The sequence below is a fragment of the Rhizobium atlanticum genome (assembly GCF_030182485.1).
Taxonomy (GTDB): Bacteria; Pseudomonadota; Alphaproteobacteria; order Rhizobiales; family Rhizobiaceae; genus Rhizobium.
Genome location: NZ_JAQJCJ010000011.1, coordinates 104,090 through 128,560, shown reverse-complemented (window position 1 = coordinate 128,560; position 24,471 = coordinate 104,090). Strand labels below are relative to the sequence as shown.

Genomic DNA, 24,471 nt, shown 5'->3' with positions numbered 1-24,471 from the left:
TGTTTCAATAGATGCCGCTTGACATACGAACTAGTTAGTACATTTTGGAGAAGCGAACAGTGGAGGAATTGATCGCGACGCTAATATTTGGTCACGACGTGCATTCGCGGGTCTGACGACGGTCGGCCGGCAAGGGCAAGGCTACGCTTGGGAGGAGCGAATGACCCGTATCATCGAATTTTACTTCTTCGCGCTGAAGGTGACGATCGCGCTGCTGCTGGCAGGTATGGTCGTGCTGGTTTTCGGCAATGTCGTACTTCGCTACGCTTTCAACCAGGGCATCACCTCTTCGGAAGAACTGTCGCGCATTTTTTTCATATGGCTGACTTTCCTCGGCGCCGTCGTGGCGATGCGTGAGCATGCCCATCTCGGCGTCGACTCCCTCATCATCCGCCTCCCGAAACCGCTCGCGAAGCTTGCAGTGCTCCTCGGCTATGGAATGATGCTGGTCGCCACCTGGCTGATGATCAGCGGCAGCTGGGCCCAGACGCTGATCAACCTTCACGTCTCGGCCCCGGCGACTGGCATTTCGATGGGCGTTTTCTACGGCGCGGGGCTCGCCTTTGGCGTGCCGGCCTTTTTCATCCTTCTCTGGGACGCTTTTGCCATCGTGACCGACCGCATCGACGTGACGACCGCCGGGCTTGTGCGCGACAGCGAGGAACAGGCGGCACTTGAAGATCCCGCGCAGACGGCCTTCCCCGTTCTGAAGCCGAAGCACTGAGGAGCGCGTCATGACTGTCACGATCTTCCTCGGCGCCCTTCTCGGTCCGATGGCGCTCGGCGTTCCGATCGCCTTTGCCCTCATCATCACAGGTGTGGCGCTGATGATGTATCTCGGCATGTTCGATGCGCAGATCGTCGCGCAGAACGTGCTGAACGGCGCCGACAGCTTTCCGCTGATGGCCGTGCCTTTTTTCCTTCTCGCCGGCGAGGTGATGAATACCGGCGGCCTTTCACGCCGCATCGTCAATCTCGCCATGGCGCTGGTCGGCCATATCAGGGGCGGCCTCGGCTTCGTCGCCATCTTCGCGGCCTGTGTGCTGTCGAGCCTTTCCGGATCGGCCGTCGCCGATGCGGCCGCGCTTGGCGCCCTGCTCTTCCCGATGATGCTGAAATCGGGCCATGATCCTGCTCGCGCCGGCGGCCTGCTCGCTTCCGCCTCGATCATCGGCCCGATCATCCCGCCCTCGATCGGCTTCATCCTTTATGGCGTCATCGGCGGAGTCTCGATCACCAAGCTGTTCCTGGCCGGCATTTTCCCGGGCCTGATGATCGGTGCGGCCCTCTGCGTTACTTGGCTGATCGTGGCGCGCAAGGAGCAGTTCGCCCTGCCGCCGAAGCAAAGCGGCGCGGTGCGGATGAAGGCGTTCGCCGAGAGCATCTGGGCGCTGATGCTGCCCGTCATCATCATCGTCGGCCTGAAGTTCGGCGTGTTCACGCCGACTGAAGCTGGCGTCGTCGCGGCGGTCTATTCGCTCTTCGTATCGATGGTCGTCTATCGGGAACTGCCGCCGTCGCGGCTGTTCGAGGTCTTCGTCGCGGCCGCGAAAATCACCTCGGTAGTGATGTTCCTGGTGGCCTGCGCCGCCGTTTCGGCCTGGCTGATCACCGTCGCCGACGTGCCCGGCGAACTCGCGTCTCTCGTCGAACCGCTGATGGACAATCCGACGCTGCTGCTGCTTGCCATCATGGTGCTGATCGTCGTCGTCGGTACCGCCATGGACATGACGCCGACGATCCTGGTGATGACGCCGGTGCTGATGCCCATCATCAAGCAGGCGGGGATCGATCCGGTCTATTTCGGCGTGCTGTTCATCATCAATAATTCGATCGGGCTGATAACGCCGCCAGTCGGCACGGTTCTCAACGTCATCTGCGGCGTGTCGAAGCTTTCGATGGAGGATCTGATGAAGGGCGTCATCCCCTTCATGATCGCCGAACTGATCGTTCTCTTTCTGCTCGTCCTTTTTCCCACACTGGTGACCGCGCCGGTCGCTTGGTTCGGGCACTGACTTCGCCTGTGGCGATGGAGTTTCAACGCGGCCGGAGGGAGATGCCGGCCTATCCTGGGAGGAAAACATGCTGAAGAGATTGACGAAAATGGCGCTGGGACTGGCTCTGCCGATTGCGCTTCTGGCAAGCGGCCCTGCCGTGGCAGAAATCCGCGAGCACAGCCTCAAATTCGCCGCCGCCAACAATAAGGGCCATCCCCAGGTCATGGGCATGGAGAAGTTCGCCGAGCTGGTGAAGGAAAAGAGCGGCGGCAAGATCGAGGTCAAGCTGTTTCCGGGCGGCGTGCTCGGCGGCGACGTCCAGACGGTGTCGGCGTTGCAGGGCGGTGTCATCGAGATGACGGTGCTCAACGCCGGCATTCTCGCAAGCAACGTCAAGCAGTTCGGCGCGGTCGACCTGCCCTTCCTCTTCAACAGCGGCGAAGAGGCCGACAAGGTGATGGACGGCGCGTTCGGCACCGACCTGATGAAGCTCCTGCCCAATACCGGCCTCGTCGGTCTCGGCTATTGGGAACTCGGCTTCCGCAATCTCACCAACAACCGTCATCCCGTCACCAAGCTCGAGGATATCAAGGGCCTGAAGATCCGCACGATCCAGTCGCCGATCCCGATCGAACTTTTCAACAGCCTCGGCGCCAATGCGGTGCCGCTGCCCTATACGGAACTCTATACCGCGCTTGAAACCGGCACCGTCGATGGTCAGGAGAACCCGGCCGCCAACATCATCAACGCCAAGTTCTTCGAAGTGCAGAAGTACATGACGGTCACCCGTCACCAGTACAATCCCCAGATCGTTCTCATCAGCAAGAAGTTCTGGGATGGCCTGAACGATGAGGAAAAGGCGGTCTTCCAGTCGGCGGCGACGGAAGCCCGCGACTATCAGCGCAAGGTGTCCAGAGAGAAGGATGCCAACGCGATCGCGGAAATCAAGAAGACCGGTATGGAAGTCGTCGAGCTCAGCCCGGAAGAAACGCAGAAGATGCGCGACGCCGTCAAGCCGCTGATCGACAAGTTCACCGCTCAGATCGGCGCGGAGACCGTCACGCAGCTCTTCAAGGAGCTCGACACGGTTCGCGGCAAGTAAGCGAATCAGGGCCCGCAGCGATCCTGCGGGCCTTTACCATCATGAGAGAAACGGAACTGACGTATGGCCGAGACACTGCTGAAACCGTTGAAGGCCGGGCTGATCGGCTCCGGTATCCAGGCTTCGCTGACGCCTGCCATGCATATGGAGGAAGGTGCGGCCCAGGGGCTGGACTACGATTATGAGCTGATTGATCTCGTCAAGCTGAATGCCTCGCCTGCCGATCTTTCGCGGCTGGTCGCGGATGCCGAAGAGCGTGGTCTGGCCGGCCTCAACATCACCCATCCCTGCAAGCAGCTCGTCATTGCCCTGCTCGACGAGCTGTCGCCGGAAGCCAGGGCGCTCGGCGCCGTCAACACCGTGGTCCTCAAGGACAGCAGGCGCTTTGGGCATAATACAGACTGGTGGGGCTTTGCCGAAAGCTTCCGGCGCGGGCTGCCGCAAGCCGATCTTTCCTCGGCCGTGCAGCTTGGAGCAGGCGGAGCGGGTGTCGCAACCGCCTATGCGATCCTGACGCTCGGCCTGAAGAGGCTGACGGTATTCGATCGCGAGCATGAGCGTGCCATCGATCTGGCGGAAACGATGTCCGCGCTCTTTCCCAGTGCGTCGATCGCCGCCGGCAGCGATCTTGCTGTCGCGATGAAGGCGGCTTCCGGCTTGATCCATGCGACGCCGACCGGCATGGCCAAATATCCCGGCACGCCGCTTCCGCCCGAACTTCTGGAAAGGCGGCATTGGGTCGCCGAAATCGTGTACTTCCCCCTGGAGACCGAGCTATTGTGGCAGGCGAGGCAGCGTGGCTGCCGGACGCTCGATGGCGGCGGCATGGCGGTCTTTCAGGCGGTTGGCGCCTTTCGTCTGATCACCGGCAAGGAGCCTGACGCCGGTCGCATGCTCGCGCATTTCAAGACCATGACGACTTAACGCTACCCGCAAGGACCACTGCGATGAAGACATCGATTGCGACTGTTTCGCTGAGTGGCGACCTCCGCGACAAGCTGGAGGCGATCGCCAAGGCCGGCTTCGACGGCGTGGAGATATTCGAGAACGACTTCCTGATCTTCGATGAAAGCCCGAAGGAGGTCGGCCGGATCGTGCACGATCTCGGCATGGAGATCACCCTCTTTCAGCCGTTCCGCGATTTCGAAGGCATGCCCGAGCCGCTGCGCAGCCGCACCTTCGATCGCGCCGAGCGCAAGTTCGACATCATGCAGGAAATGGGTACCGACCTCGTCCTCGTCTGTTCGAATGTTTCGCCGGCTTCGCTCGGTGGTCTGGACCGAGCGGCGGCCGATTTTCATGAACTCGGCGAGCGCGCCGCGAAACGCGGTCTGCGCGTGGGCTACGAAGCGCTTGCCTGGGGCCGGCACATTCATGATCACCGCGACGCCTGGGAGATCGTCCGGCGGGCCGATCATCCGAATGTTGGCTTGATCCTCGACAGCTTTCACACGCTGTCGAGGAAGATCGAAGTCAACTCGATCCGGTCGATCCCGAAGGAAAAGATCTTCATCATTCAGCTTGCCGACGCGCCGTCGATCGACATGGACCTGCTCTATTGGAGCAGGCACTTCCGCAACATGCCTGGTGAAGGCGACCTGCCGGTACTTGATTTCATGAAGGCTGTGGCGGCAACCGGCTATGACGGCTATCTCTCGCTGGAGATCTTCAATGACCAATTCCGCGGCGGTTCGCCGAACGCGATTGCTGTCGACGGTCGTCGTTCGCTGATCTATCTCGGAGACCAGGTGAAGCGGCAGCAGCCGGAGAGCGCCCTGCCGGTGCCCGCCATGCCGCCACGCGCTGTCGTCGAGGGCATCGCCTTCATCGAGTTCACTGCCGATGAAGACGAGGCGCCGGAACTGGAAGCGCTGTTTGCGAGCCTCGGTTTCCGCAAGGCGGCCAAACACAAGACCAAGCGGGTAACGGTCTTCCGCCAGGGTGCCATTAATCTCGTCGTCAATACCGAGCGGAAAGGTTTTGCCAGCGCCTCATATGCCGTGCACGGCACTTCGGCCTACGCCGCCGGGCTTATGGTCGACGATGCCAAGGCGGCCTTGCAACGCGCGATGGCGCTCGGCGCCGAACGCTTCGAACAATCGCTCGATGCCGGCGAGATCGAGATGCCGGCGGTGCGTGGTGTCGGTGGCGGCGTCCTCTATTTCCTTGACCGCAAATCCGAGCTTGGCCGCATCTGGGAGATCGAATTCGATGCGATCGAGGATGATGTCGCTTCGCAGCCGGCGGGACTGCAAACGATCGATCATATGGCGCAGACGATGAAATACGAGGCGCTGCTGACCTGGCTGCTGTTCTACACCTCGCTCCTCGAGGCTGAGAAGACGCCGATGGTTGATATCGTTGATCCCTCCGGCATCGTCCGCAGCCAGGTGGTGGAAAATCGGGAAGGTTCTTTGCGCATCACCATGAACGGCGCGGAAAACCGCAACACGCTGGCCGGCCGCTTCATCGCCGAAACCTTCGGCTCCGGCATCCAGCATCTCGCCTTCAGGACCGACGACATCTTCGCCACCGCCGCTGCCCTTGCCGCAAACGGTTTCATATCGCTTACGATTTCGCCGAACTATTATGACGATCTCGAAGCCCGCTTCGGCCTCGACGCCGAATTTGCCGATCGCCTTAAGGCCAACAACATCCTCTACGACCGCGATGATTATGGCGAGTATTTCCAGCTCTACAGCCCGACCTATGGCGAGGGTCTGTTCTTCGAGATCGTCGAGCGGCGCGGCTATCGCGGGTATGGCGCCGCGAACGCCATTTTCAGGATCGCAGCGCTGAGGAAACATCTGAGGCCGGCTGGCCTGCCCCGGGCCTGAGAGGCCTCAGGCCGAGGTTCGCAGCATCAGTTCGGCATTGAGAAGAATGCGACCCGCCGGTGCGGCGGGCCCCTCCCCTTCGCCGAGCCGTTCGAGCAGCAGTTCGATCGCTAGCCTGCCGATCTCGTTATAGTTCTGCGCAACTGTCGTTATCGGCGGGCAGGCGTATCGGGACAGTGGATGGTCGTCATGTCCGGCGACACGCAGGTCATGGCTGGCGCCGTGGCCAACCTTGAGGCCCTGCTGGAAGGCGGCGGCGATGACGCCGAAAGCGACGCGGTCGTTGGCGCAAAGCACGGTTCGCGTCGGGAAGCCTTGGCCAGACGTCAGGATGCGGGTTGCCTCCTCGAAGCCGAAACGCTCGAAATCCCAGCTCTTGCTATCCGCAAGCTCGACAATGCTGGGCGCCATGCGGAATTGCTCCATCGCCTCCAGGTACGCCGTCTGGCGTGTCAGGGCGTTGGTGTTAACATGTGGCATGCCGAAATAGCAGGGCGGCTCGCCCGAGCGGCAGAGATAATCGACGATCAGGCTGAAACTCTGGCGATTGTTGGTGCCGACGAAGGAAGACGTCTCATCGAGCGGCGAGTCCACATAGATGAGGGGTACGCTGCGGCCGAGCTCGTCGAGCGTCGCATGATGGGACTCGACGCCGAGCGGCGCGATGATCGCGCCGGCGACATTCATCGATTTCAGCGTCTTGATCGCCCGGTCTTCCATCTCGGCCTTGCCGTCCGAGGACAGGACGAAGGCTAGGAAGCCGGTCTCATTGGCGATCAGTTCGATGCGGCGGGTGAGCGCCATGTAAAAGGGATCGGTAGAGTTGGGAATGATGACGCCGAGGATGTTGCTGCGCCGGCGGTTGAGATTGACGGCGAATATATTCGGCCGAAACCCCGATTTTTTCAGCGCCTGCTCGATCGTCTCCCGGGTCTTTTGACGCACGGACATCGGATCGCTGAAATATTTGGAGACGGTGGGACGTGACAGGCCGACGAACTCGGAAAAGTCCTCCATGGTTTTGATCGTCTTTCCCACCATCTGATCTCCTGACACGGCACCTCTGACGGTTTCTAGATGACTCATCGCTCAACGAAAAGCGATCCCCCGACGGAACGAGGATAACGGCAATAGTTCGGACCTAGTCAGCTGAAAACTGCACTTTCATCGTTGCCGGATCAGCGGATTTCTTGGTGATGAAAGGCAGCACTTCGCCGAGCGGCAGACGATGGGAAACCAGTGCAGCCATCGCGCCTTTGTCCCTTCGGAGGATGTCGAGGGCCTCAGGGATGTTGCGGTTCAGCGAATGGGAGCCGGCGAAATGGATCTGGCGTCGAAAAAGCTCGAAGGGCGAAATGGAAATGCGCTGGTCCGGTGCGCAGACCCCGAAGACAAGAACCGTACCGCCATCGGCGACGAAGTCGATCATGCCTTCGACGACCCGAGCGATGCCGGTCGCATCGGCGACGAAATCGAAGGCCCGGAGGAGGCCTGAAAGTGCCGCGGATTCGGGGACGGCCGTCTCCAGCCCCAGCTTTTTCGCAAGGGCAAGCCGCCCCTCATTGATATCGGCGACCATTACCAGTGGAACGCCCTTGGCTTTCAGGGACAGCGCCAGCAGCAGCCCGATCGGCCCGGCGCCGAAGACCAATGCGTTTTCCGGTACCGCGGGACCGGCTTCGAGGCCGGCGCTGCCAAGGCCGTTTAAGACGCAGGCGAGCGGTTCGGCGAGCGCGGCTAGGTTGAAGTCGAGGTCGCCGATCTCATACAGATGGTCGGTCCTGACCAGGCTGTATTCAGCAAAACCGCCATTCTCCGTAACGCCATAGGCTTTCAGGTCGCGGCAGAGATTGGTCAGTCCCTTGCGGCAGGCCCGGCACTCTCCGCAGGGAAGATTGGGATCGACGACGACCCGCGCGCCGACGGCAACACCGGAGACATCGCCCGCGACCGCCTCGACCACGCCGGCATATTCATGGCAGGGAACCAGAGGGAAGCGACCCTCTCCGTAACGGCCATGGAGGACGTCGATATCGGTATGGCAGAGGCCGGCCGCGCGCACGCGCACCAGCGCATGGCCGGGCCTCAGTTCCGGCAGCGGCAGCGCCGTGGTGACCGCGACGCCCTTTTCGGTATAACAAATGGATTCCATCTCGCTGGCTCCTGGATTGCCTGGCTGCGGGAGAGCGATCAACTCATCCAGTTGCCGCCGTCGACATTGTATGTCTGGGCGAGAATATAATCGCTATCGGCGGAGGCGAGGAAGACGGCCAGACCCTTGATGTCGTCAGGTGTGGCGAAACGGCCGATCGGAACGGATTTGGCAACCGCTGCCTTCTTCTCACCCGGCTTCAAGCCCTCCCACTTGGCGAAATGGGCATCGACGACATCCCAATGCTCACCGTCGACGACGCCCGGTGCAATCGCATTGACGTTGATGCCGTGTTTCACGAGGGCAAGTGCGGCCGACTGCGTTGCCGAGATGATGGCGGCCTTGGAAGCGCAATAGAGAAGCACCAAGGCTTCGCCGCGACGGCCGGCCTGGCTTGCCATGTTGATGATCTTACCGCCCCTGCCCCGCTTGATCATGACGTTCGAGACTGCCTTCATCATGAACAGCGGTCCCTTCAGATTGATCGAGAAGACGCGGTCATAACTTTCCTCGGTGATGTCGTTGACCGGTGCCATGTCGAAGATGGCGGCATTGTTGATCAGAATGTCGATGCCGCCGAACTCGGCATCGATCGTATTGACGACGGCATCGATCGCAGCAAGATCTGTAACGTCAAGCTGCATTGCCTTGGCTGCGGGGCCGATCGCAGCGGCGGATCTCGTCGCCCGTTCGATGTCAATATCGGCGATGACGACTTTGGCGCCCTCTTTGACGAAGGCTTCGGCGAAGCCCAGTCCGATGCCGCGTGCCCCGCCGGTAATCAGGGCGATCTTGTCTTTCAGTCTCATGTCTGTCTCCATTCAGCCGGCGTAGAGCCGGAAGATCCACGCGGCGCCCGTCCTGTCTGTTATCGGATCCGGCAGCCAGAAGGTTCCGGCAGCAGCGCTGCCGGAACCTCTCCGGGAGGAACTCGCGGCAGCGCCCGCGAGCACGAACTCACTTTGGGTAGCCTGCCTTTTTCATGTCGCGCTCGACCTGGTTCTGGGCGTTGTCGAGAGCGGCATCGACGGATTGCTGGCCGGACAATGCCGCACCGATCTGTTGACCGACAATGGTGCCGATGCCCTGGAATTCCGGAATGGCGACGAATTGCACGCCGGTATAAGGAACAGGATCCTTGGTCGGCTTTGCCGGGTCGGCCGAAAGTATTGCCTTCAACACCGTATCGGCAAAGGGGGCCGCCTTCTGATATTCAGCCAGGGCGTAAGTGGATTTGCGTGTGCCGGGCGGCACAGCGACCCAGCCTTCCTTCTCACCCACCATCTTCACGTAGTCCTTGGAGGTCGCCCATTTCAGGAAGGATTTAGCCGCATCAAGTTTGGTCGAGGTGGCTGGAATCGCCAGGTTCCAGGACCATGACCAGCTCGAGCCGTTGGCGGTGACGGCGACAGGAGCGCGGGTGAAGGCGATCTTGTCGGCGACCTTGCTCTGCTTCGGGTCATAAACGCGGCCGGCAGCCGAGGTCGCATCGATCCACATTGCGCAATGCCCGGTCGAAAACAGCGCCTGGTTTTCGTTAAAACCGTTACCGATCGCGCCAGGAGGACCGTATTTGGTCATCAACTCGACATAGTCTGTAATTGCCTTCTTCCAGGGCTCGGAATTGATCTGCGGTTTCCAATCCATGTCGAACCAACGCCCGCCATAGGAGTTGATCATCGTGCCGAGGAACGCCATGTTCTCGCCCCAGCCAGGCTTGCCGCGCAGGCAGATGCCGTATTGTTCCTTGGACTTGTCGGTCAGCTTGGCCGCATATTCCTTGATCTGATCGTAGGTTGGCTCATCCGGCATCTTGATGCCCGCGGCGTCGAAGAGATCCTTGCGATAGAGCGTGAACGAACTTTCCGTATAGAAGGGCACGGCATAGAGCTTGCCGTCGACGGTCAGCCCCGTCTTGATCGGGGCGAGCAGATCGTCATAGTCGTAATCGTCGCCGAGGTCGCCAACGGGCGCCAGCCAGCCTTGCTTGCCCCAGATCGGTGCTTCGTAACCGCCGATCGTGATGATGTCGTACTGGCCGCTCTTCGTCGCAATATCGGTGGTTACCTTCTGGCGCAGGACGTTTTCCTCCAGAACCACCCAGTTGAGCTTGTTGCCGGTCTCCTTTTCCCATTCCGGCGACAGTTTCTGCATGATGATCATGTCGCCATTGTTGACGGTGGCGATCGTCAGTTCATCGGCGCCCGCCATCCCGGCGGTGAGCGCGAGGCAGGCGACGGATGCAGAAAAGATGCAAATGATCTTGCTCATGATTTCCTCCTCCACGATGTCACGCATAATATTACATGCGTAAACTTTGTATCGGCTTCTCAAGATCTGTTGTCAAGCGCGTTCCGCTCACTTATTCTTCTGCTGGATAGAAGCAACAGACGTGCAAGTCCAGCGGCGTTGCGTCATTTTGCAATGCACTGGAATCAAAAATAAGTTTCTGCGGTGCAACATAAATATTGCCGTGCGTAAACTAATTCTTGACGAACTATGGAACGGCGCGATAGGGCGGGATGGCGCGGAAGCGCAGGCATTGATCGGCCCGCATGAAGGAGATTGCAGATGCCGTCACGTCCCAAGGCACTTGCGCCAGAGGCGCTCGGACCGACGATCACAATTGGCGAAATTCTGGTGGAGATCATGGCGGCCACGGTCGGCGCCGGCTTCCTCGAGCCGCAATCGCTAACCGGGCCCTATCCGAGTGGCGCGCCGGCCATTTTCATCGATCAGGTCGCGCGCATGGGCGGTGCCAGCGGCATCATCGCCAGCGTCGGCAAGGATGATTTCGGTCGGCTGAACATCGAACGCCTGCGACGGGACGGCGTCGACGTCTCTGCCGTCGCCGTTAAAGAGGACTGGCCGACCGGCAGCGCATTCGTCCGCTATCGATCCGACGGGGCCCGCGACTTCGTTTTCAACATCGCCAGATCCGCCGCCGGTCAGATTGCTTTGACGCCGGCTGCTGAGGCTCTGGTTCAGCGCGCCGGCCATGTGCATGTCATGGGAACGGCACTTTCCATTCCCGGCGCCCGCGAGGTGATCCTCTACGCCATCGAGACGGTGCGCGCTCGCGGCGGCTCGGTGTCTCTGGATCCCAATCTCCGTAAGGAACTGCTGACGGATGACGGCACGCTGGAAAGCTTCGACAAGGTGCTGGCCACGGCCGACCTGTTGCTGCCATCAGGCGAGGAGCTTTTCACGGCTGCTGGAGTAACCGACGAGGGCGGGGCTGTCGCAAAGCTGCTGGAGAGCGGCATCGGCGAGATCGTTCTGAAGCGGGGCGAGCAAGGCGCGTCCTTCTTCGGCCGCGACCTCGCGCGCGTCGATTGCGCCGCTTTCGCTGTCGAAGAGATCGATCCGACCGGTGCCGGCGACTGCTTCGGCGCGGCCTATCTCACCTGCCGCCGCAAGGGCATGGCTCCGGAGGCCGCCCTCCTCCACGCCAATGCGGCCGGTGCACGCAATGTAACCCGGCTCGGTCCCATGGAAGGTGTCTCCACCCTTGCCGAGCTCACGGCGTTTATTGCCGAGACCCCCAGGAGATAGACGATGGACCGGATATTGACCCGCCTTGCCGCTGCGCGGCGCGAAGGCACCCCCTTCGGCATTACTTCCGTCTGCTCCGCCCATCCCTTCGTCCTCAGGGCCGCGATCCGGCAGGCAGTGCGCGACGGCGGGCCGGTGCTGATTGAGGCGACCTGCAATCAGGTCAATCATCTCGGCGGCTATACCGGCATGACACCGGAAGACTTCATCCGCTTTGCCGAGCGCATCGCCGCCGAGGAAGGGCTCGACCGTTCGCAATTGATCTTCGGCGGCGATCACCTCGGTCCCAATCCATGGCGCAAGGAAAAGCCGGAGGCCGCACTCGCGAAAGCCGAGGCCATGGTCGAAGCCTACGTCCGAGCGGGGTTCGGCAAGATCCATCTCGATGCCTCGATGGGCTGCACCGGCGAGCCGGCCGCACTCGATGATCGCACGATCGCCGAGCGCGCCGCAAGATTGGCAGAGGTGAGCGAAAGGACAGTGAAGGCGATTGGCGCGCCGCTGCCGCTCTATATTCTCGGCACCGAGGTTCCGGTGCCGGGCGGCGCCGATCATGCCCTCGAAGAACTCCGGCCGACCGCGCCGGAGGCTGCCCGCTCGACGATCGCCATTCATCGCGAGATCTTTTCGCAGGCGGGATTGGAAGACGCCTTTTCCCGCGTCATCGCTTTCGTCGTCCAGCCGGGCGTCGAATTCGGCAGCGAGAACGTAATCGGCTACAGGCCCGAACTTGCGACTGAATTGACCGCACTTCTCGACGAGGAACCGCAATTCGTCTTCGAGGCTCATTCTACGGATTATCAGACGCGCGATGCGCTGACGCGGCTGGTGCAGGACGGCTTCCCGATCCTGAAGGTCGGCCCCGGCCTGACCTTTGCGTTGCGTGAGGCCGCCTATGCGCTCGATATGATCGCCTCGGAGATGGTTGCCGGTTACGGCAACAGGCCGCTTGCGGCCGCGATGGAGGCACTGATGCTGGCAGCACCCGCCGACTGGCAGGCCCATTATCACGGCGACGAGACGGCTTTGCGTCTGCAGCGGCACTATAGCTACAGCGATCGTATCCGCTATTACTGGAACAGGCCCGAGGCCGAAAAGGCGTTCGAGAGACTGCTCGGCGCACTGGGCGGAAAGACGATCCCGGAGACGCTGCTGCATCAGTATCTGCCGCAGCTTTCGGCGGCCGAAGCCGGCGATCCAGAGACTATATTGATTACCGCGGTCGACCGTGTGCTGGCCGATTACCAGAGCGCCTGCGGCACGGCACCGTGAATTTTTCCGAGCAACAAGAGGAGCCCGGCCGCCGGGCGGAGAACCCGCCCTCCCCTCTCCAACGCTTACCGCGTCGTATAGCCGCCATCGATAACAAGCACCTCGCCGGTGACATAGCTTGCCGCGGCCGAGCAGAGGAACAAGGCTGCACCCGCCACCTCCTCCGGCTGCCCGACACGGTCCATCGGCGTCATGCTGCGCCAGGTCGGGAACCAGTCGGGATTGGCGATGCCGCCGCGCGACATATCGGTCTCGATATAGCCGGGCGCAATGGCATTGACGCGGATGTTCTCGGCGGCGACCTCGCTTGCCAGGCTCTTCGTCATCATGTGGACCGCCGCTTTGGAGGCGTTGTAGGCGACCTGGTTCTGCGGAATGTTGGATATGATGCCGGAGATCGAGCCGATATTGAGGATAACGCCGCCGCCCTGGCGCCGCATCGGTGCAAGTGCTGCGCGGCAGGCGCGGAAGACGGCATCGACATTGACGGTCATGATCTCGCGCCAGATGGCATCGGAGAATTCCCCACTGTCGCCATGAATGGCGATACCGGCATTGTTGACGAGGATATCGAGCCGGCCCGCCCGTGAGAGGGTCTCAGTGACGAGCGCATCGGCGGCATTATCTTTCATCATGTCGGCGGCGACGAAATCGCAATCGACCCCGGCTTTGGCCACCCGCTCGTCCGCCGCCGCGTTGCGGTTTCTTCCGCTGATGAAGATTTTGGCGCCCGCCTCCCCCAGTGCTTCGGCGATCGCCAGGCCGATGCCGCGCGTGCCGCCGGTCACCAGCGCCACCTGTCCGTCCAGGCGAAATCTGTCGAAGATCATGGCCGTTTCCTTTCTCTGGCTACTAGGGGGGCGGCGCATCGCTCAGATGTCGGTGCTCTGCGGTAGAATGACGAGGTCACGGATGGTGACGTTGCGTGGGCGCGTGAGCATGAAGAGCACCGCTTCGGCCACTTCTTTGGGCTCCATCAAGCCACCGGCGGCGAGTGCCTCGTCGAGCTTCTCCTGCGGCCAATCGCTGAGAAGGGCGGTCACGACAGGGCCGGGTGCTACGGCGCCGACCCGCAAGCCGTGCTTGGCGACCTGTCGCCTGAGGGTATGGACGAAGGCCTGGACCGCATGTTTGGAAGCCGTATAGATCGGCTCCCATACCACCGGGATCATCCCGGCGACCGAACTCGTCAGAATGACATCGCCGGTCTTGCGTTCGACCATATGCGGCAGGACGGCGTGCACCGAACGGAAGGCGGCGTTGATGTTCAGGTTGAGCATGCGATCCCAGGCGTCGGGGTCGCCGTCAAGCACTTCGCCGCCGATGTAGGAGCCGGCATTGGCGTGGAAAATGTCCAGCTGGCCCGCTTTCTCCAGGATAGCAGGCATCATTTGCCCCACGCTTTTAGGGTCCAGAAGATCGATGACCAGGGGAATAGCCTGTTCGCCGAGCTTCGAGCAGACATCTCTCAATGCTTCTTCGTTGCGGTCGATCAGCGCGACCCGCGCGCCTGATGCAAGCATGGTCCTGGCGCACTCCAGGCCAATACCCGACGCGGCCCCGGTAACAGCCGCGACTTTTCCAGACAGATCCTGTCCCATTTTCTTCCTCTGCTTTCCTGTTGATTAGGCCCGGCCGTGCGAAATACGCGATCGGCGTGCCAGCGAGTCCACGATGACGGCTACGGCAAGAACGGCCCCCGTGATCATGTAACGAAGCGATGACGACAGATCGAGGAGCGTCAGACCGCTCGCGATCGACTGAATGACGATGATGCCGAGAAGGGCCGAGTAGGCACTGCCGCGTCCGCCGAACAGGCTGGTGCCGCCGATGACCGCCGCAGCGATGGCGTTGAGATTGACGTCGCCGGTGCCGGCCTGCTGACTGGCCGTCGCCAATCGCGCCGCCGAGAGCACGCCGCCGGTCGCGGCCAGCAGGGCGCACATGACGAAGGCGCCGGCATAGATACGCGGCACATTGATGCCGGAGCGGCGGGCCGCCTCCCTGTTGCCGCCGACGGCATGCATGGAGCGCCCCCATTTCGTGCGGGTCAGCGCATAATTCATAGCCGCGACGAGGCCGACGAAAAGGCCGAACATCCAGGGAATTCCGCGCGACTGGTTGAGATAGAAGGCTACCGCTTCCAGGGCAACAGTGATCACGACGGCGCGCAGAAGCAGTCCGCTGACGGATTTCGACGACAGCCCGGCGGCCCGCCGCCGCGCCGCGGTGCGGTAGCTGGAGAAAAAATACGCAATGCCGGCAAGCGCAATGAGCGTATAGGAGACCGGATCCGGCATGACCATTATCTGCCCGAAATTCACGAGCCACGAGCCATAGGTCAGATTGATCGAGCCGGTCGCTCCGAGAATATAGAGCTGCAGCCCGAGAACGGCGAGCAGTCCCGACAGGGTAGAGACGAAGCTCGGCATGCCGAAGCGGTTGAAGAGGAAGGAGTAAAGTGATCCGATCAAGGCGCCGACCGCCATTGCGGCAAGTATGGCCAGTACCACCGGCCAGCCCTGGTTGATCCAGAAGACGCCGACCAGCGCCGAGGCGAAGCCGCTGACTGAACCGACGGACAGATCGATTTCGCCGACCATCAGGATGCAGACGATGCCGAGCGAGATGACGCCGACCGTCGAACAATCGAACAGCATGTTGACGAGGTTGGCGCTGGAGAGAAACACCGGATTGAGCGCCTGGAACACCGTCCAGATGATCACCAAGCCGATGATGACAGGCAGCGAGCCGAGGTCACCGGAGCGGATACGATCCCAGAAGGCGCGGACCCACCCGGCAAGGCTATCGTCATGGCGTACTCTTTCGTCACGCCGATCGAGGAGAACAGGTGCTGCCGGTTCGTTCTCAATGGTCTTCATCATGCCCTGCCCTCCTCGTTCTCTTGGCTTTGCGCCTTGCGACGCATAGCGCGGCGGGAGACGGAGTTGTTGGATGCGCCGGTAATCGCGCTGACGAGCTCTTCGTTCGATGCGTCGGGCATGAAGGTGCCGTTGTTTCGCCCGAGCCGGAGCACGACGATACGGTCGGCAACAGCCCGCACATCCTCCATGTTATGGCTGATCATGATAACGCCGAGGCCGCGCTCGCGCACGCGCTCGATCAGATCCAGCACCTCGGCCGTCTGAGCAACGCCGAGTGCGGCGGTGGGTTCGTCGAGCATGATTAGTTTCGGTTCGAGCAACAGCGACCGGGCGATCGCCACGGTCTGACGCTGGCCCCCGGAAAGCGAGGCGACGGGCTCGCGCACGCTTGGGATCCGCGCGGAAAGTTCGTTCAGCAGCTTCCAGGCGCGGATCTCCATCGCGACCTCGTCGAGCTGGATGGGATTGAGCTCCTTGCCGAGAAAGATATTGGCGACGACGTCGAGATTCTCACAAAGAGCCAAATCCTGAAAGACGGTCGCAATGCCGAGATTGAGCGCAGCGCTTGGGCTCGACAGATCTGCCTGTTTTCCCTCGAACAGGATGGTGCCCGCGGTCGGCTGGTGGACGCCCGCCAGAATCTTGACCAGCGTTGATTTGCCGGCGCCATTGTCGCCCACAAGCGCCACGACTTCGCCGGCGTGCACGTCGAGCTCGATATCGGTCAGCGCCGACACCGCTCCGAAATTCTTCGAAATCCCACGCAGGCTGAGGACGGGCTGGCGGGGATCAAATTGATGTGAGATTTCAGACATCGCCTGATCTTTCGGAAAAGCGAAAAAGGAAGCGCGGCCGATGTCGGACGCGCTTCCGTTGGATTTACTTGATGATGCCGAGCTTCTTGCAGCCCTCGGCGTAACGGCCGGTGCAGAGCTCTTCGGCAGTGTTGATCTTCTTGTCGATGATCTCGGCCTTCAAATTCTCGGCAGTGACGACGGCCGGCACGAAAAGCTGCGCCGGCGTGTCGTAGAGCGTCATCTCGGCCTTGATCGTTTCGCCTGCCAGGAGCTTTACGGCGACGTCGGCTGCGGCGGCGGCGACGATTTCGCTCGGCTTGGAGATCGTGTTGTACTGATCCCCTGATATGATGAGCTGCAGCGCCGCGATCGTCGCGTCGTTGCCGGTCACCGGCGGCACGGGATCGACACCGGCGGCCTTGAAGGCTGCGATGGCACCACCGCCGGTGCCGTCATTAGCAGCGACGACGCCGACGATCTGCTTGCCGAAGCGGGTGATCTGTCCGGCGGCCCATTGCTGCGCATTCGCCGGCTGCCAGTTCGGCGTATCGAATTCAGCAAGCGTCTTGTATCCACCGCTCGCCAGACCCTCGTGAATGCCGTCCTTGATCAGGCCGGCAGCAGCATCGGTCGGCGAACCGTTGATCTGCAGAATACCGCCGCTGTCCGTTGGCACGTTCTTCGCCTTCAGATGCTTGACGAGCGATTCCGCAATCGCCTTGCCGATCGCCTTGTTGTCGAAGGAGACATAGAAATCGGCCTTGCCGGTCGGAATCGGGCGGTCATAGGCAATGACCTTGACGCCCTGGCTTTGGGCGAGCTGGACAAGAGATGCGGCCGCCGCCGAATCCACCGGATCCAGCACGATAACCTTGGCACCCTGGGTGATGGCCGAATTGAATTGTTGCTGCTGTTTGGCAATATCGGCATCGGCATTCTGATAGATGACCTTGCACGACGCGCAAAGCTTCTTCATTTCGGCGACGAAGCCCGGATGGTCGTGCTCTTCATAACGGGTCGAGCCTTGGTCGGGCATGAGGAACGCGACGGTCGCATCCGCAACCGCGCTTTGTGCAAAGGCGGAAGTTCCCCCGAGCAAGGACAACATAAGTGCCGCGGCGCCTGCCGCTTTCGTCGAAAATTTCGTCATTTCCATCTCCTCCCATTGGAAAAAATCGTGTAGTCGGTGATTGCAGTGATCTGCTGTGCCGTTCGGCTGAACGAGCGGCGTGCCTGCCCCGGCGGTTTGCTGTTTCTGAGGACAAGCGTCTCCTCTCGCGAGCCGCTCCTCGCGCGCTCACGTTCAAGCCTGCGTCAGTTTTGTTCCTCCTCCTTGTCCTCCCTATTGCCGTCTTCGACGGACCTTATGCCGCCTTCGCCACGTTGATATTGTCGCCCAACAATCGCCGGAAGCGGGACGGCGTCATGCCTTTTTCCGCGAGAAACTGGCGGTTGAAGTTGGACAGATTGTTGAAGCCGACCTCGAAGCAGATGTCTGTGATCGACGCATGGTCGTCGCTCATCAGGATCTGGCAGGCGAGATTGATGCGTAGGCGTTTCACATATTGCACGAGCGACATGCCGGTATGGCGGCGGAAAGCGCGTGAGAAGGCGCCTGTGGACTGTCCGGCGATCGCAGCGAGATCGGTTTCGTCGAAGGATTTCGTCAGATTTTCTCTGATATAAGCGAGCGCCTTGTTGATGCCGGCCGACATATAGCCCGAGGGATCGGGCAGATAGCTGGGGCTTGCGAGAAGCTGGGCGTCCTGCGCCCGGCTGAGCAGCCCGACGATCATCATGAAGAGCTCGATACGGCGTACGCCCTGGGCCTGCTGCACCTCGTTCATTAGCGGCGCCACCTCCCCGCTGGTCTCAGTGCCGAAGAGCACGCCCCGGCGGGATGCTTCGAGGACCGGCTCGAAGGGACCGAGCTCGGGCAGCACTTTCATTGTGTCGCTGATAAAATTCTCGCTGAACTGGATGAGCTGGCATCGAAGCGGAATGCTCGATCCCTTCGGGACGTCGCTGATCCAGTTGTGAGGAAGATTGGGGCCAGCCAGCACCAGATTGCCCGGTTCGAACTCGCCGATGAAATCGCCGACGAAATAGCGTCCTGTTGTCGCCACGACGAGATGCAGTTCATATTCCGGATGAAAATGCCAGCGAACGGTGTGATAGGGATAGCCATGCGCCTTCGCTGCGAAGGATTCGCCCGGTCTGATCTGAACGACTTCCAAGTCAGGTTCCATCGCTTCCTCCTCCGGGTGCGGTTCTACGTCCGCCTGCCAAATTTTCTTTTGGCTCTATTATTAAGGCGAGTGTAGTGGGCTCGCTTCATGCCCGCCACCACGATTCCAGGCCAAAACCGATACTTTTTTGATGATTAACGCTAAGCAGGCGGCGCAAAGACGACGGCAATCTGCCTTTGGGATCGTCCGAGACTGATCTCAGGCGGCCAGGGCGGCAATCACATTTCTGACCAGCGCAGCCGAAGACAGCCGGCCCGTGGCGCAGCTCGGGGCGCCGATGGCCCCGACGCGAATGGAAACTCCGCCGCGCGCATTGGCGATCGCAAACATCGACTCGTCCGTCAAATCATCGCCGATGGTGATCGGAACGCGGTTCTTGAAAGGATCGGACTGGAAAAAGCGTTCCAGCGCGTCGCCCTTGCTCGACCGTGCCGGTCGCAGCTCGAACACCCTTTTACCGAGCTGCAACGCCCAGTTCGGCCCGGCCAGCTCGGCATAGTGATGCATGCGCTCCTCGAGCACTTTTTCATATTCGGGCGCCAGTCGGTAGTGCGCGGCAACGGCGGCGCCTTTATCCTCTATCAGAACTCCCGGATAATGTTCGGCTTCGGCGGTCAACGCATGTTTCAGCGCCTGGAACTCGGGCGTCGGCTCGACGGTATGCATCCCGGCGGCGCTCCTGATCTCGGCGCCGTGCAGGCCTGCGGTTGGAAATGCAAAGGGTTTGAACAGCTCGTCTGCATAGGCAAGCGAGCGCCCAGTGACCAGTGCCAAGGCGCCGCCGAGCTTGTTCGAAAGGCGATGAAGGTGTCCGGGCAGGTCCTCTGGGACCTCAATTGCGTCCGGCGTAGGCGCAAGATTGAGCAGCGTTCCGTCGATGTCGAGAAACATCGCCCAGTGCTCCGGTTCCCCCAGCACCAATGAAAGCATTTCCTGCGTAGTGGTGTCGTCCTGCACGGCATTCTCCAAACTCTGCAATCATTGAAGCTAGGTCGCCCGCCGGCAACGACAAGATGACGTGGCCGGCACGGGAACATCCAAAGGCGGGTCAGCGTTTAATCTCGCCGCCCGTTCAAGCACTCGTGCCGTAAAGGTAAATTGATGGCCAGAAGCAGCTCCAAGAATAGCGAGGAGATCACCGCGCCGTTGGCGCATGGCGCGACTGTTTTGCCGCTGGTGACGATCGACGACTACAACAATGAACTGCGTGACAAGAACGGCTTTGTTGGCGACAACGCCAACAAGAAGACCTTCCAGCAGAAGCTCGACGATTGGAGAAAACACGTCCGCAAATTCGGAGATGACCCGATCGGTAAGGTTGCGACAGCAAAGCTTTCCAAGAAAAAGATCGAGTCTCTGCTGAAAGGGGACGATATGGAGGCCGCCGCACTGGTCCTGGGGGCGGTGGAGGACTTCGCGAAGGACTTTGCCGAGGTCATCGGCAAGTTCCTCAAGGACGAGCGCTGGTTCAAGACGGAGCGCATCGTCGTCGGCGGCGGCTTCAGGCAAAGCCGCTTCGGGGAGCTGGCAATCGCCAGGACCATGGTTCTTCTCAAGGCGGCGGGCATCAATATCGAGGTCACCCCAATCGTCCACCATCCCGACGAGGCGGGACTGATCGGCTCCGTCCACCTCATGCCGCCCTGGATGTTCAAGGGTTACAAAGCGATGCTCGCCGTCGATATCGGCGGCACGAATGTCCGTGCCGGCGTCGTTGAGTTCGGAAAGGAAAAAAGCCCCCATTTTGCAGATGCGGGCGTCTGGGAATCGACCATCTGGCGCCACGCCGACGACGAACCGAGCCGCAGTGCGACGGTGGAAAGAATGGCGGCGATGCTACAGGAATTGATTGACAAGGCAGAAAAGGCCAATCTGAAGCCGGCTCCGATCATCGGCATCGGCTGTCCCGGCATCATCAAGGCAGACGGCTCGATCGAACGCGGTGGACAGAACCTGCCAGGCGGCAATTGGGAAAGCGACAACTTCAACCTTCCCGCAGCACTGATGAAGGCCATTCCCTCGATCGCCGATCACAGCACCTTCGTGATGATGCACAATGACGCCGTCGTGCAGGGCTTGTCGCAGATCCCTTTCATGGAGGACGTGTCGAGATGGGCGGTGCTGACCATCGGCACGGGATTGGGCAATGCGCATTTTACCAATCGCGAGGGATTGAAAGCGCGATAATCCTGCCACGACGGGGAAGCTTTCGGCAAAGCAATGATCATGTCACCCCCCGCACAACCATCGGCCGACGCCGCGTCGCCTTATGGTAAATAACAGGTAAACAACGAAGAATTTGGTAGACGGAAGCAAAGGCGCGCATAAGTTCCGCTAGGAAGAGTGCCGGTTTCAGCAGAGACAGGTCCCGTGCGGCCTTGAACCCGATGATAGCCGTGCCGATGTGATTCGCATAGCGCAGGGCAAACCTCACATCCATTGCGCTTAATGTCCGTCACGCCAGCTGTTCCTATCTGCAGCTGACTGCGAACTCGGTTGATTGGTTCATCGCGCCGACATTCGGCTGGCTCACTCGTAGTAGATGTCGTGCAGGCATCACACTGCCGCGCCCAGCAGCGGCGGCGCAACTCAATCGCGGACGCAAGTCGCGACTCTTGGCAATGCGTATGGCCCGAATAGAACCCGGTTCGGCGCGTCTGTCGAGCATGCCGCGCATCGTCGTTGTCGCAAGCGTATCTCGGGAGTAATGCCTGGTTTAGCCCCCTTCCCTTTTCTGCCACAACTGCAAAAGATGGTGATAACATCGGCGGGCGGTTCTCCGCGCATTCAAATTGCGCTTATCTCCACGTCACGCAAGCTCATATGCAGACGAAAGATATAAGATGAACTTCAAGGGAATAAGCGCTCCGATCAATGCAGGCCGTCTCGAACAAATGCTCGGCCTTGCCTCGTCACGCCGCGATCCGGAATCCCAAGATGCAAATGGCAAGGCTTCCCACGTCGAGCCCGTCCGCGGGTTGGAGGTCGAGAGCCTTTGCCGTCCGTCTGCCTATAAATAAGAACGCCATCTGCCTGATCCGGTCTGTACCAAGCGGCGGCGGTTACTCCACTGAGTCGGCGAAGGCCTCGACGTCGGTCGAGTAGTCCCGGCGATAGGTCGGTGGCTTCGGCCGATGCCGTGTCGCCACCATTGTCAGCTGACAATCGCGCTAAGATTCCGGAATTCCACGTAATTTTTTCGAGGAATTCGGTTTGTTATATATTGGCTAACCAAGAAATCGCTTGACGGAATCGCCAGACTCACGATCTTTTGCGCAAAATTGCCCGATTTATCAGGATTTGCGTGAATGCCGACCAAGGCCGCGATTGTTGAGAAAGCCAGAAGAGCGAGTCAAGTCTCCATCGACGAAACGATTGCGCAGGACTCGACGATGCTCAGCAGCCAGCTCCAGGTTCTGTTCGAGCGGTTATTTTCGCCCGATGCCCGCAAATCGCTGCGACGGTTCAGCAGCACCGAGGCCGCCAAGCTGCTCGGCGTCACCGACAGCTATGTTCGCCACCTCACGGCCCAGATGGAAAGCATCAATCCCGAAAAGACGGCGGCCGGCCGCCGCGTCTTCTCGCTCGAAGAAATCCATGCGATGCGCCAGCATCTGGGGCGCACCAAACCCTCCTATCTGCCGACGCGCCGGCCGGGCGACCATCTCCAGGTCATCGCCGTTACCAATTTTAAAGGCGGATCCGGCAAGACGACAACGTCAATCCATCTGGCGCAGTTCCTCGCACTGCGCGGCTATCGTGTGCTCGCCGTCGACCTCGACCCGCAGGCGTCGATGTCGGCGATGCTCGGATATCAGCCGGAGTTCGATGTCGGTGAAAACGAGACACTCTACGGCGCTATCAAATATGACGAGACGCGCCGCGACGTGGCCGACATCGTCCGCCAGACCTATTTCCCCGGCCTCGATCTCATTCCGGGTAATCTCGAACTGCACGAGTTCGAGCATGATACCCCGAAGGCGCTGGCCGACAGCAATCGCGACGACAAGGACATGTTCTTCATGCGGGTCGGCAATGCGTTGCATTCGCTGGAACAGAGCTACGACGTCGTCATCATCGATTGCCCCCCTACCCTCGGCTTTCTGACGCTGTCTGCTCTCTGCGCTGCGACTGCCGTGCTGATCACCGTGCATCCACAGATGCTCGACGTGGCGTCGATGAACCAGTTCCTGACGATGACCTCCGATCTTCTGGCCGTCGTCAAGCAGGCAGGCGGCAATCTCGAATATGACTGGATGCGCTACCTGATCACCCGTTATGAGTCCAATGATGGTCCGCAGGCGCAGATTGTCGCCTTCCTGCGCAGTTTGTTCGGCGAGCGCGTATTGACCTCGATGATGGTGAAGTCAACGGCGGTTTCGGATGCAGGCCTGTCCAAGCAGACGATCTACGAGGCGGGCCGCGAGACGATGCATCGCCAGACCTATGACCGCGGCGTCGAATCCGTCGACAGCGTCAATGCCGAGGTCGAGCAACTCATCCGCAGTGCATGGAGCAGGACATGAGCCCCAAAGGTCGCGATATCCTGAAGAGCATGGTCGGCGCCGTCGAGCCGGCACGACCGGAGGCGCCAAGCGCGCCGCCGCCGCATCGGCCATCGGGCGCGGTCAAGGCGATGAACCTGTCGCTTGGCCGGCTGGGTGAGGAAGCCGCGGCCGCCAAGGCCTTGCGTGAGTCCCTCGCCTCTGGCGACAAAGTGCTGGAGATTGATCCGGCTGTCGTCGAAATGTCATTTATCCGCGACCGCATCCCGGTCGACAAGGATCCTGAGTTCGAGCGATTGAAGCAGTCGATTCGGGAAAGCGGACAGCAGGTTCCGATTCTTGTGCGTCCGGACCCGATAAAGGCTGGGTATTACCAGGCCGCCTATGGCCACCGGCGCTTGCGTGCAGCCGCGGAGATAGGTGTTCCCGTCAAGGCCGTGGTGCGCAAGCTCACGGATGAACAGCTGATTCTCGCGCAGGGTCAGGAGAACGGCCCGCGTGTCGACTTGAGCTTCATCGAACGGGCGTTGTTTGCGCGACGCATGGATGAACATGGCTTCAGTCGCGACATGATTGCTCAGGCGCTGGCGACGGATAAACCGGAAACGTCACGGCTGCTGCAGGTGGCGCAGACGATCGATGCGGAGATCATTCTTGCCATCGGACCGGCGCCGAAGGTAGGACGCCCCCGCTGGTTGGCCTTTGCCGATAAATTCAAGGAGGCGGGCGGGCGGAAGAAGGCGCAGGCGGCAATCGCTGCCGCTGCTTTCCCAACACTGGAGAGCAATAGCCGCTTCGATGTCATCTGGAAGGCACTGGAGGAGAAGGGCTCGCCGCAGCGGGTCGAGCAGACGCTTCGGACGCAAGGCGGCGGGACGCTTGCTTCGGTGAGCCGCTCGGGAAAAACCTTTCGCATCACCGTCAAATCGGCGGCATTTTCGGAATTCCTGGCTCGGCGGCTGGCGGGCCTCGCCGCCGAATTCGAAGAGCAAAATGAGGGAAAATGAAGCAGTTAGACTGATTGTCAGCTGACAATTGAACAGGAGATAACGCGCAAAAGAAAAAAGCCCCCGAACGTCACCGTCACGGAAGCTTTCCTCGTAGTCTTGAACACCTCCGA

The 24,471-nt window shown here is 60.7% G+C and carries 21 protein-coding genes; 10 read left to right on the top strand and 11 right to left on the bottom strand.

Annotated elements, in window-relative coordinates:
* Positions 1 to 160 precede the first annotated feature (160 nt).
* The 5 genes from PH551_RS17470 (at position 161) to PH551_RS17450 (ending at position 5,936) form a co-directional block, all read left to right on the top strand.
* Entirely contained in the window at positions 161 to 724 is a 564-nt protein-coding gene (locus PH551_RS17470; protein ID WP_221112961.1) for a TRAP transporter small permease, read from the top strand.
* A 10-nt stretch (positions 725 to 734) separates the two neighbouring features.
* Positions 735 to 2,015, top strand: coding sequence for a TRAP transporter large permease subunit (locus PH551_RS17465; protein ID WP_285193945.1), 1,281 nt, complete (start codon positions 735 to 737; stop codon positions 2,013 to 2,015).
* A 67-nt stretch (positions 2,016 to 2,082) separates the two neighbouring features.
* Positions 2,083 to 3,099, top strand: a complete 1,017-nt coding sequence (locus PH551_RS17460; protein WP_285193943.1) for a TRAP transporter substrate-binding protein — start codon at positions 2,083 to 2,085, stop codon at positions 3,097 to 3,099.
* 63 nt (positions 3,100 to 3,162) lie between these two features.
* Entirely contained in the window at positions 3,163 to 4,023 is an 861-nt protein-coding gene (locus tag PH551_RS17455; protein ID WP_285193942.1) for a shikimate dehydrogenase, read from the top strand.
* Positions 4,024 to 4,046: 23 nt separating this feature from the next.
* On the top strand, positions 4,047 to 5,936 hold the full coding sequence (locus PH551_RS17450; RefSeq protein ID WP_285193941.1) for a bifunctional sugar phosphate isomerase/epimerase/4-hydroxyphenylpyruvate dioxygenase family protein: 1,890 nt from the start codon (positions 4,047 to 4,049) through the stop codon (positions 5,934 to 5,936).
* A gap of 6 nt (positions 5,937 to 5,942) precedes the next feature.
* Here PH551_RS17450 and PH551_RS17445 read toward each other — a convergent pair whose 3' ends face one another.
* From PH551_RS17445 to PH551_RS17430, 4 genes are all read right to left on the bottom strand, one after another.
* Complete coding sequence (locus PH551_RS17445; RefSeq protein WP_085781257.1) at positions 5,943 to 6,953, bottom strand: LacI family DNA-binding transcriptional regulator; 1,011 nt, start codon at positions 6,951 to 6,953, stop codon at positions 5,943 to 5,945.
* Between the two features lie 124 nt (positions 6,954 to 7,077).
* A complete protein-coding gene (locus PH551_RS17440; RefSeq protein ID WP_285193940.1) occupies positions 7,078 to 8,088 on the bottom strand; it encodes an alcohol dehydrogenase catalytic domain-containing protein in 1,011 nt (336 codons plus the stop codon).
* Positions 8,089 to 8,126: 38 nt separating this feature from the next.
* A complete protein-coding gene (locus tag PH551_RS17435; protein WP_085780782.1) occupies positions 8,127 to 8,897 on the bottom strand; it encodes an L-iditol 2-dehydrogenase in 771 nt (256 codons plus the stop codon).
* Positions 8,898 to 9,045: 148 nt separating this feature from the next.
* Positions 9,046 to 10,359 (bottom strand): ABC transporter substrate-binding protein, encoded by a 1,314-nt coding sequence (locus PH551_RS17430; RefSeq protein ID WP_085781258.1) that lies wholly within the window; start codon positions 10,357 to 10,359, stop codon positions 9,046 to 9,048.
* A 300-nt stretch (positions 10,360 to 10,659) separates the two neighbouring features.
* Here PH551_RS17430 and PH551_RS17425 point away from each other — a divergent pair, with 300 nt between their 5' ends.
* Both PH551_RS17425 and PH551_RS17420 read left to right on the top strand, forming a co-directional pair.
* The gene (locus PH551_RS17425) at positions 10,660 to 11,643 is read left to right on the top strand and encodes a tagatose kinase (RefSeq protein ID WP_285193939.1); all 984 of its coding nucleotides are present in this window, start codon (positions 10,660 to 10,662) and stop codon (positions 11,641 to 11,643) included.
* A gap of 3 nt (positions 11,644 to 11,646) precedes the next feature.
* Complete coding sequence (locus PH551_RS17420; protein ID WP_285193938.1) at positions 11,647 to 12,915, top strand: D-tagatose-bisphosphate aldolase, class II, non-catalytic subunit; 1,269 nt, start codon at positions 11,647 to 11,649, stop codon at positions 12,913 to 12,915.
* Between the two features lie 65 nt (positions 12,916 to 12,980).
* Here PH551_RS17420 and PH551_RS17415 read toward each other — a convergent pair whose 3' ends face one another.
* The 7 genes from PH551_RS17415 to otsB form a co-directional block, all read right to left on the bottom strand.
* Complete coding sequence (locus PH551_RS17415; RefSeq protein ID WP_285193937.1) at positions 12,981 to 13,745, bottom strand: SDR family NAD(P)-dependent oxidoreductase; 765 nt, start codon at positions 13,743 to 13,745, stop codon at positions 12,981 to 12,983.
* Between the two features lie 42 nt (positions 13,746 to 13,787).
* Complete coding sequence (locus tag PH551_RS17410) at positions 13,788 to 14,516, bottom strand: SDR family oxidoreductase (RefSeq protein WP_085780789.1); 729 nt, start codon at positions 14,514 to 14,516, stop codon at positions 13,788 to 13,790.
* Positions 14,517 to 14,540: 24 nt separating this feature from the next.
* Positions 14,541 to 15,800, bottom strand: coding sequence for a sugar ABC transporter permease (locus tag PH551_RS17405; protein WP_285193936.1), 1,260 nt, complete (start codon positions 15,798 to 15,800; stop codon positions 14,541 to 14,543).
* Positions 15,797 to 16,615, bottom strand: coding sequence for an ATP-binding cassette domain-containing protein (locus PH551_RS17400; protein ID WP_085780791.1), 819 nt, complete (start codon positions 16,613 to 16,615; stop codon positions 15,797 to 15,799). Before PH551_RS17400 ends, PH551_RS17405 begins: the two co-directional genes overlap by 4 nt.
* Positions 16,616 to 16,679: 64 nt before the next feature.
* The gene (locus PH551_RS17395) at positions 16,680 to 17,753 is read right to left on the bottom strand and encodes an ABC transporter substrate-binding protein (protein ID WP_157131503.1); all 1,074 of its coding nucleotides are present in this window, start codon (positions 17,751 to 17,753) and stop codon (positions 16,680 to 16,682) included.
* A gap of 208 nt (positions 17,754 to 17,961) precedes the next feature.
* Positions 17,962 to 18,846, bottom strand: a complete 885-nt coding sequence (locus tag PH551_RS17390) for a helix-turn-helix domain-containing protein (RefSeq protein WP_183699896.1) — start codon at positions 18,844 to 18,846, stop codon at positions 17,962 to 17,964.
* A gap of 198 nt (positions 18,847 to 19,044) precedes the next feature.
* Positions 19,045 to 19,824: a trehalose-phosphatase gene (gene otsB, locus PH551_RS17385; RefSeq protein ID WP_183699894.1), complete on the bottom strand. Its 780-nt coding sequence runs from the start codon at positions 19,822 to 19,824 to the stop codon at positions 19,045 to 19,047.
* A 123-nt stretch (positions 19,825 to 19,947) separates the two neighbouring features.
* Between otsB and PH551_RS17380 the strand changes: the two genes are divergently transcribed.
* The 3 genes from PH551_RS17380 to repB all read left to right on the top strand — a co-directional run bounded on the left by PH551_RS17380 (position 19,948) and on the right by repB (position 24,358).
* The gene (locus PH551_RS17380; protein WP_085780794.1) at positions 19,948 to 21,033 is read left to right on the top strand and encodes an ROK family protein; all 1,086 of its coding nucleotides are present in this window, start codon (positions 19,948 to 19,950) and stop codon (positions 21,031 to 21,033) included.
* Positions 21,034 to 22,154: 1,121 nt separating this feature from the next.
* Entirely contained in the window at positions 22,155 to 23,372 is a 1,218-nt protein-coding gene (repA, locus tag PH551_RS17375; protein WP_285193935.1) for a plasmid partitioning protein RepA, read from the top strand.
* Positions 23,369 to 24,358 (top strand): plasmid partitioning protein RepB, encoded by a 990-nt coding sequence (gene repB, locus PH551_RS17370; protein WP_285193934.1) that lies wholly within the window; start codon positions 23,369 to 23,371, stop codon positions 24,356 to 24,358. The genes repA and repB overlap by 4 nt, the downstream gene beginning before the upstream one ends.
* Positions 24,359 to 24,471 lie beyond the last annotated feature (113 nt).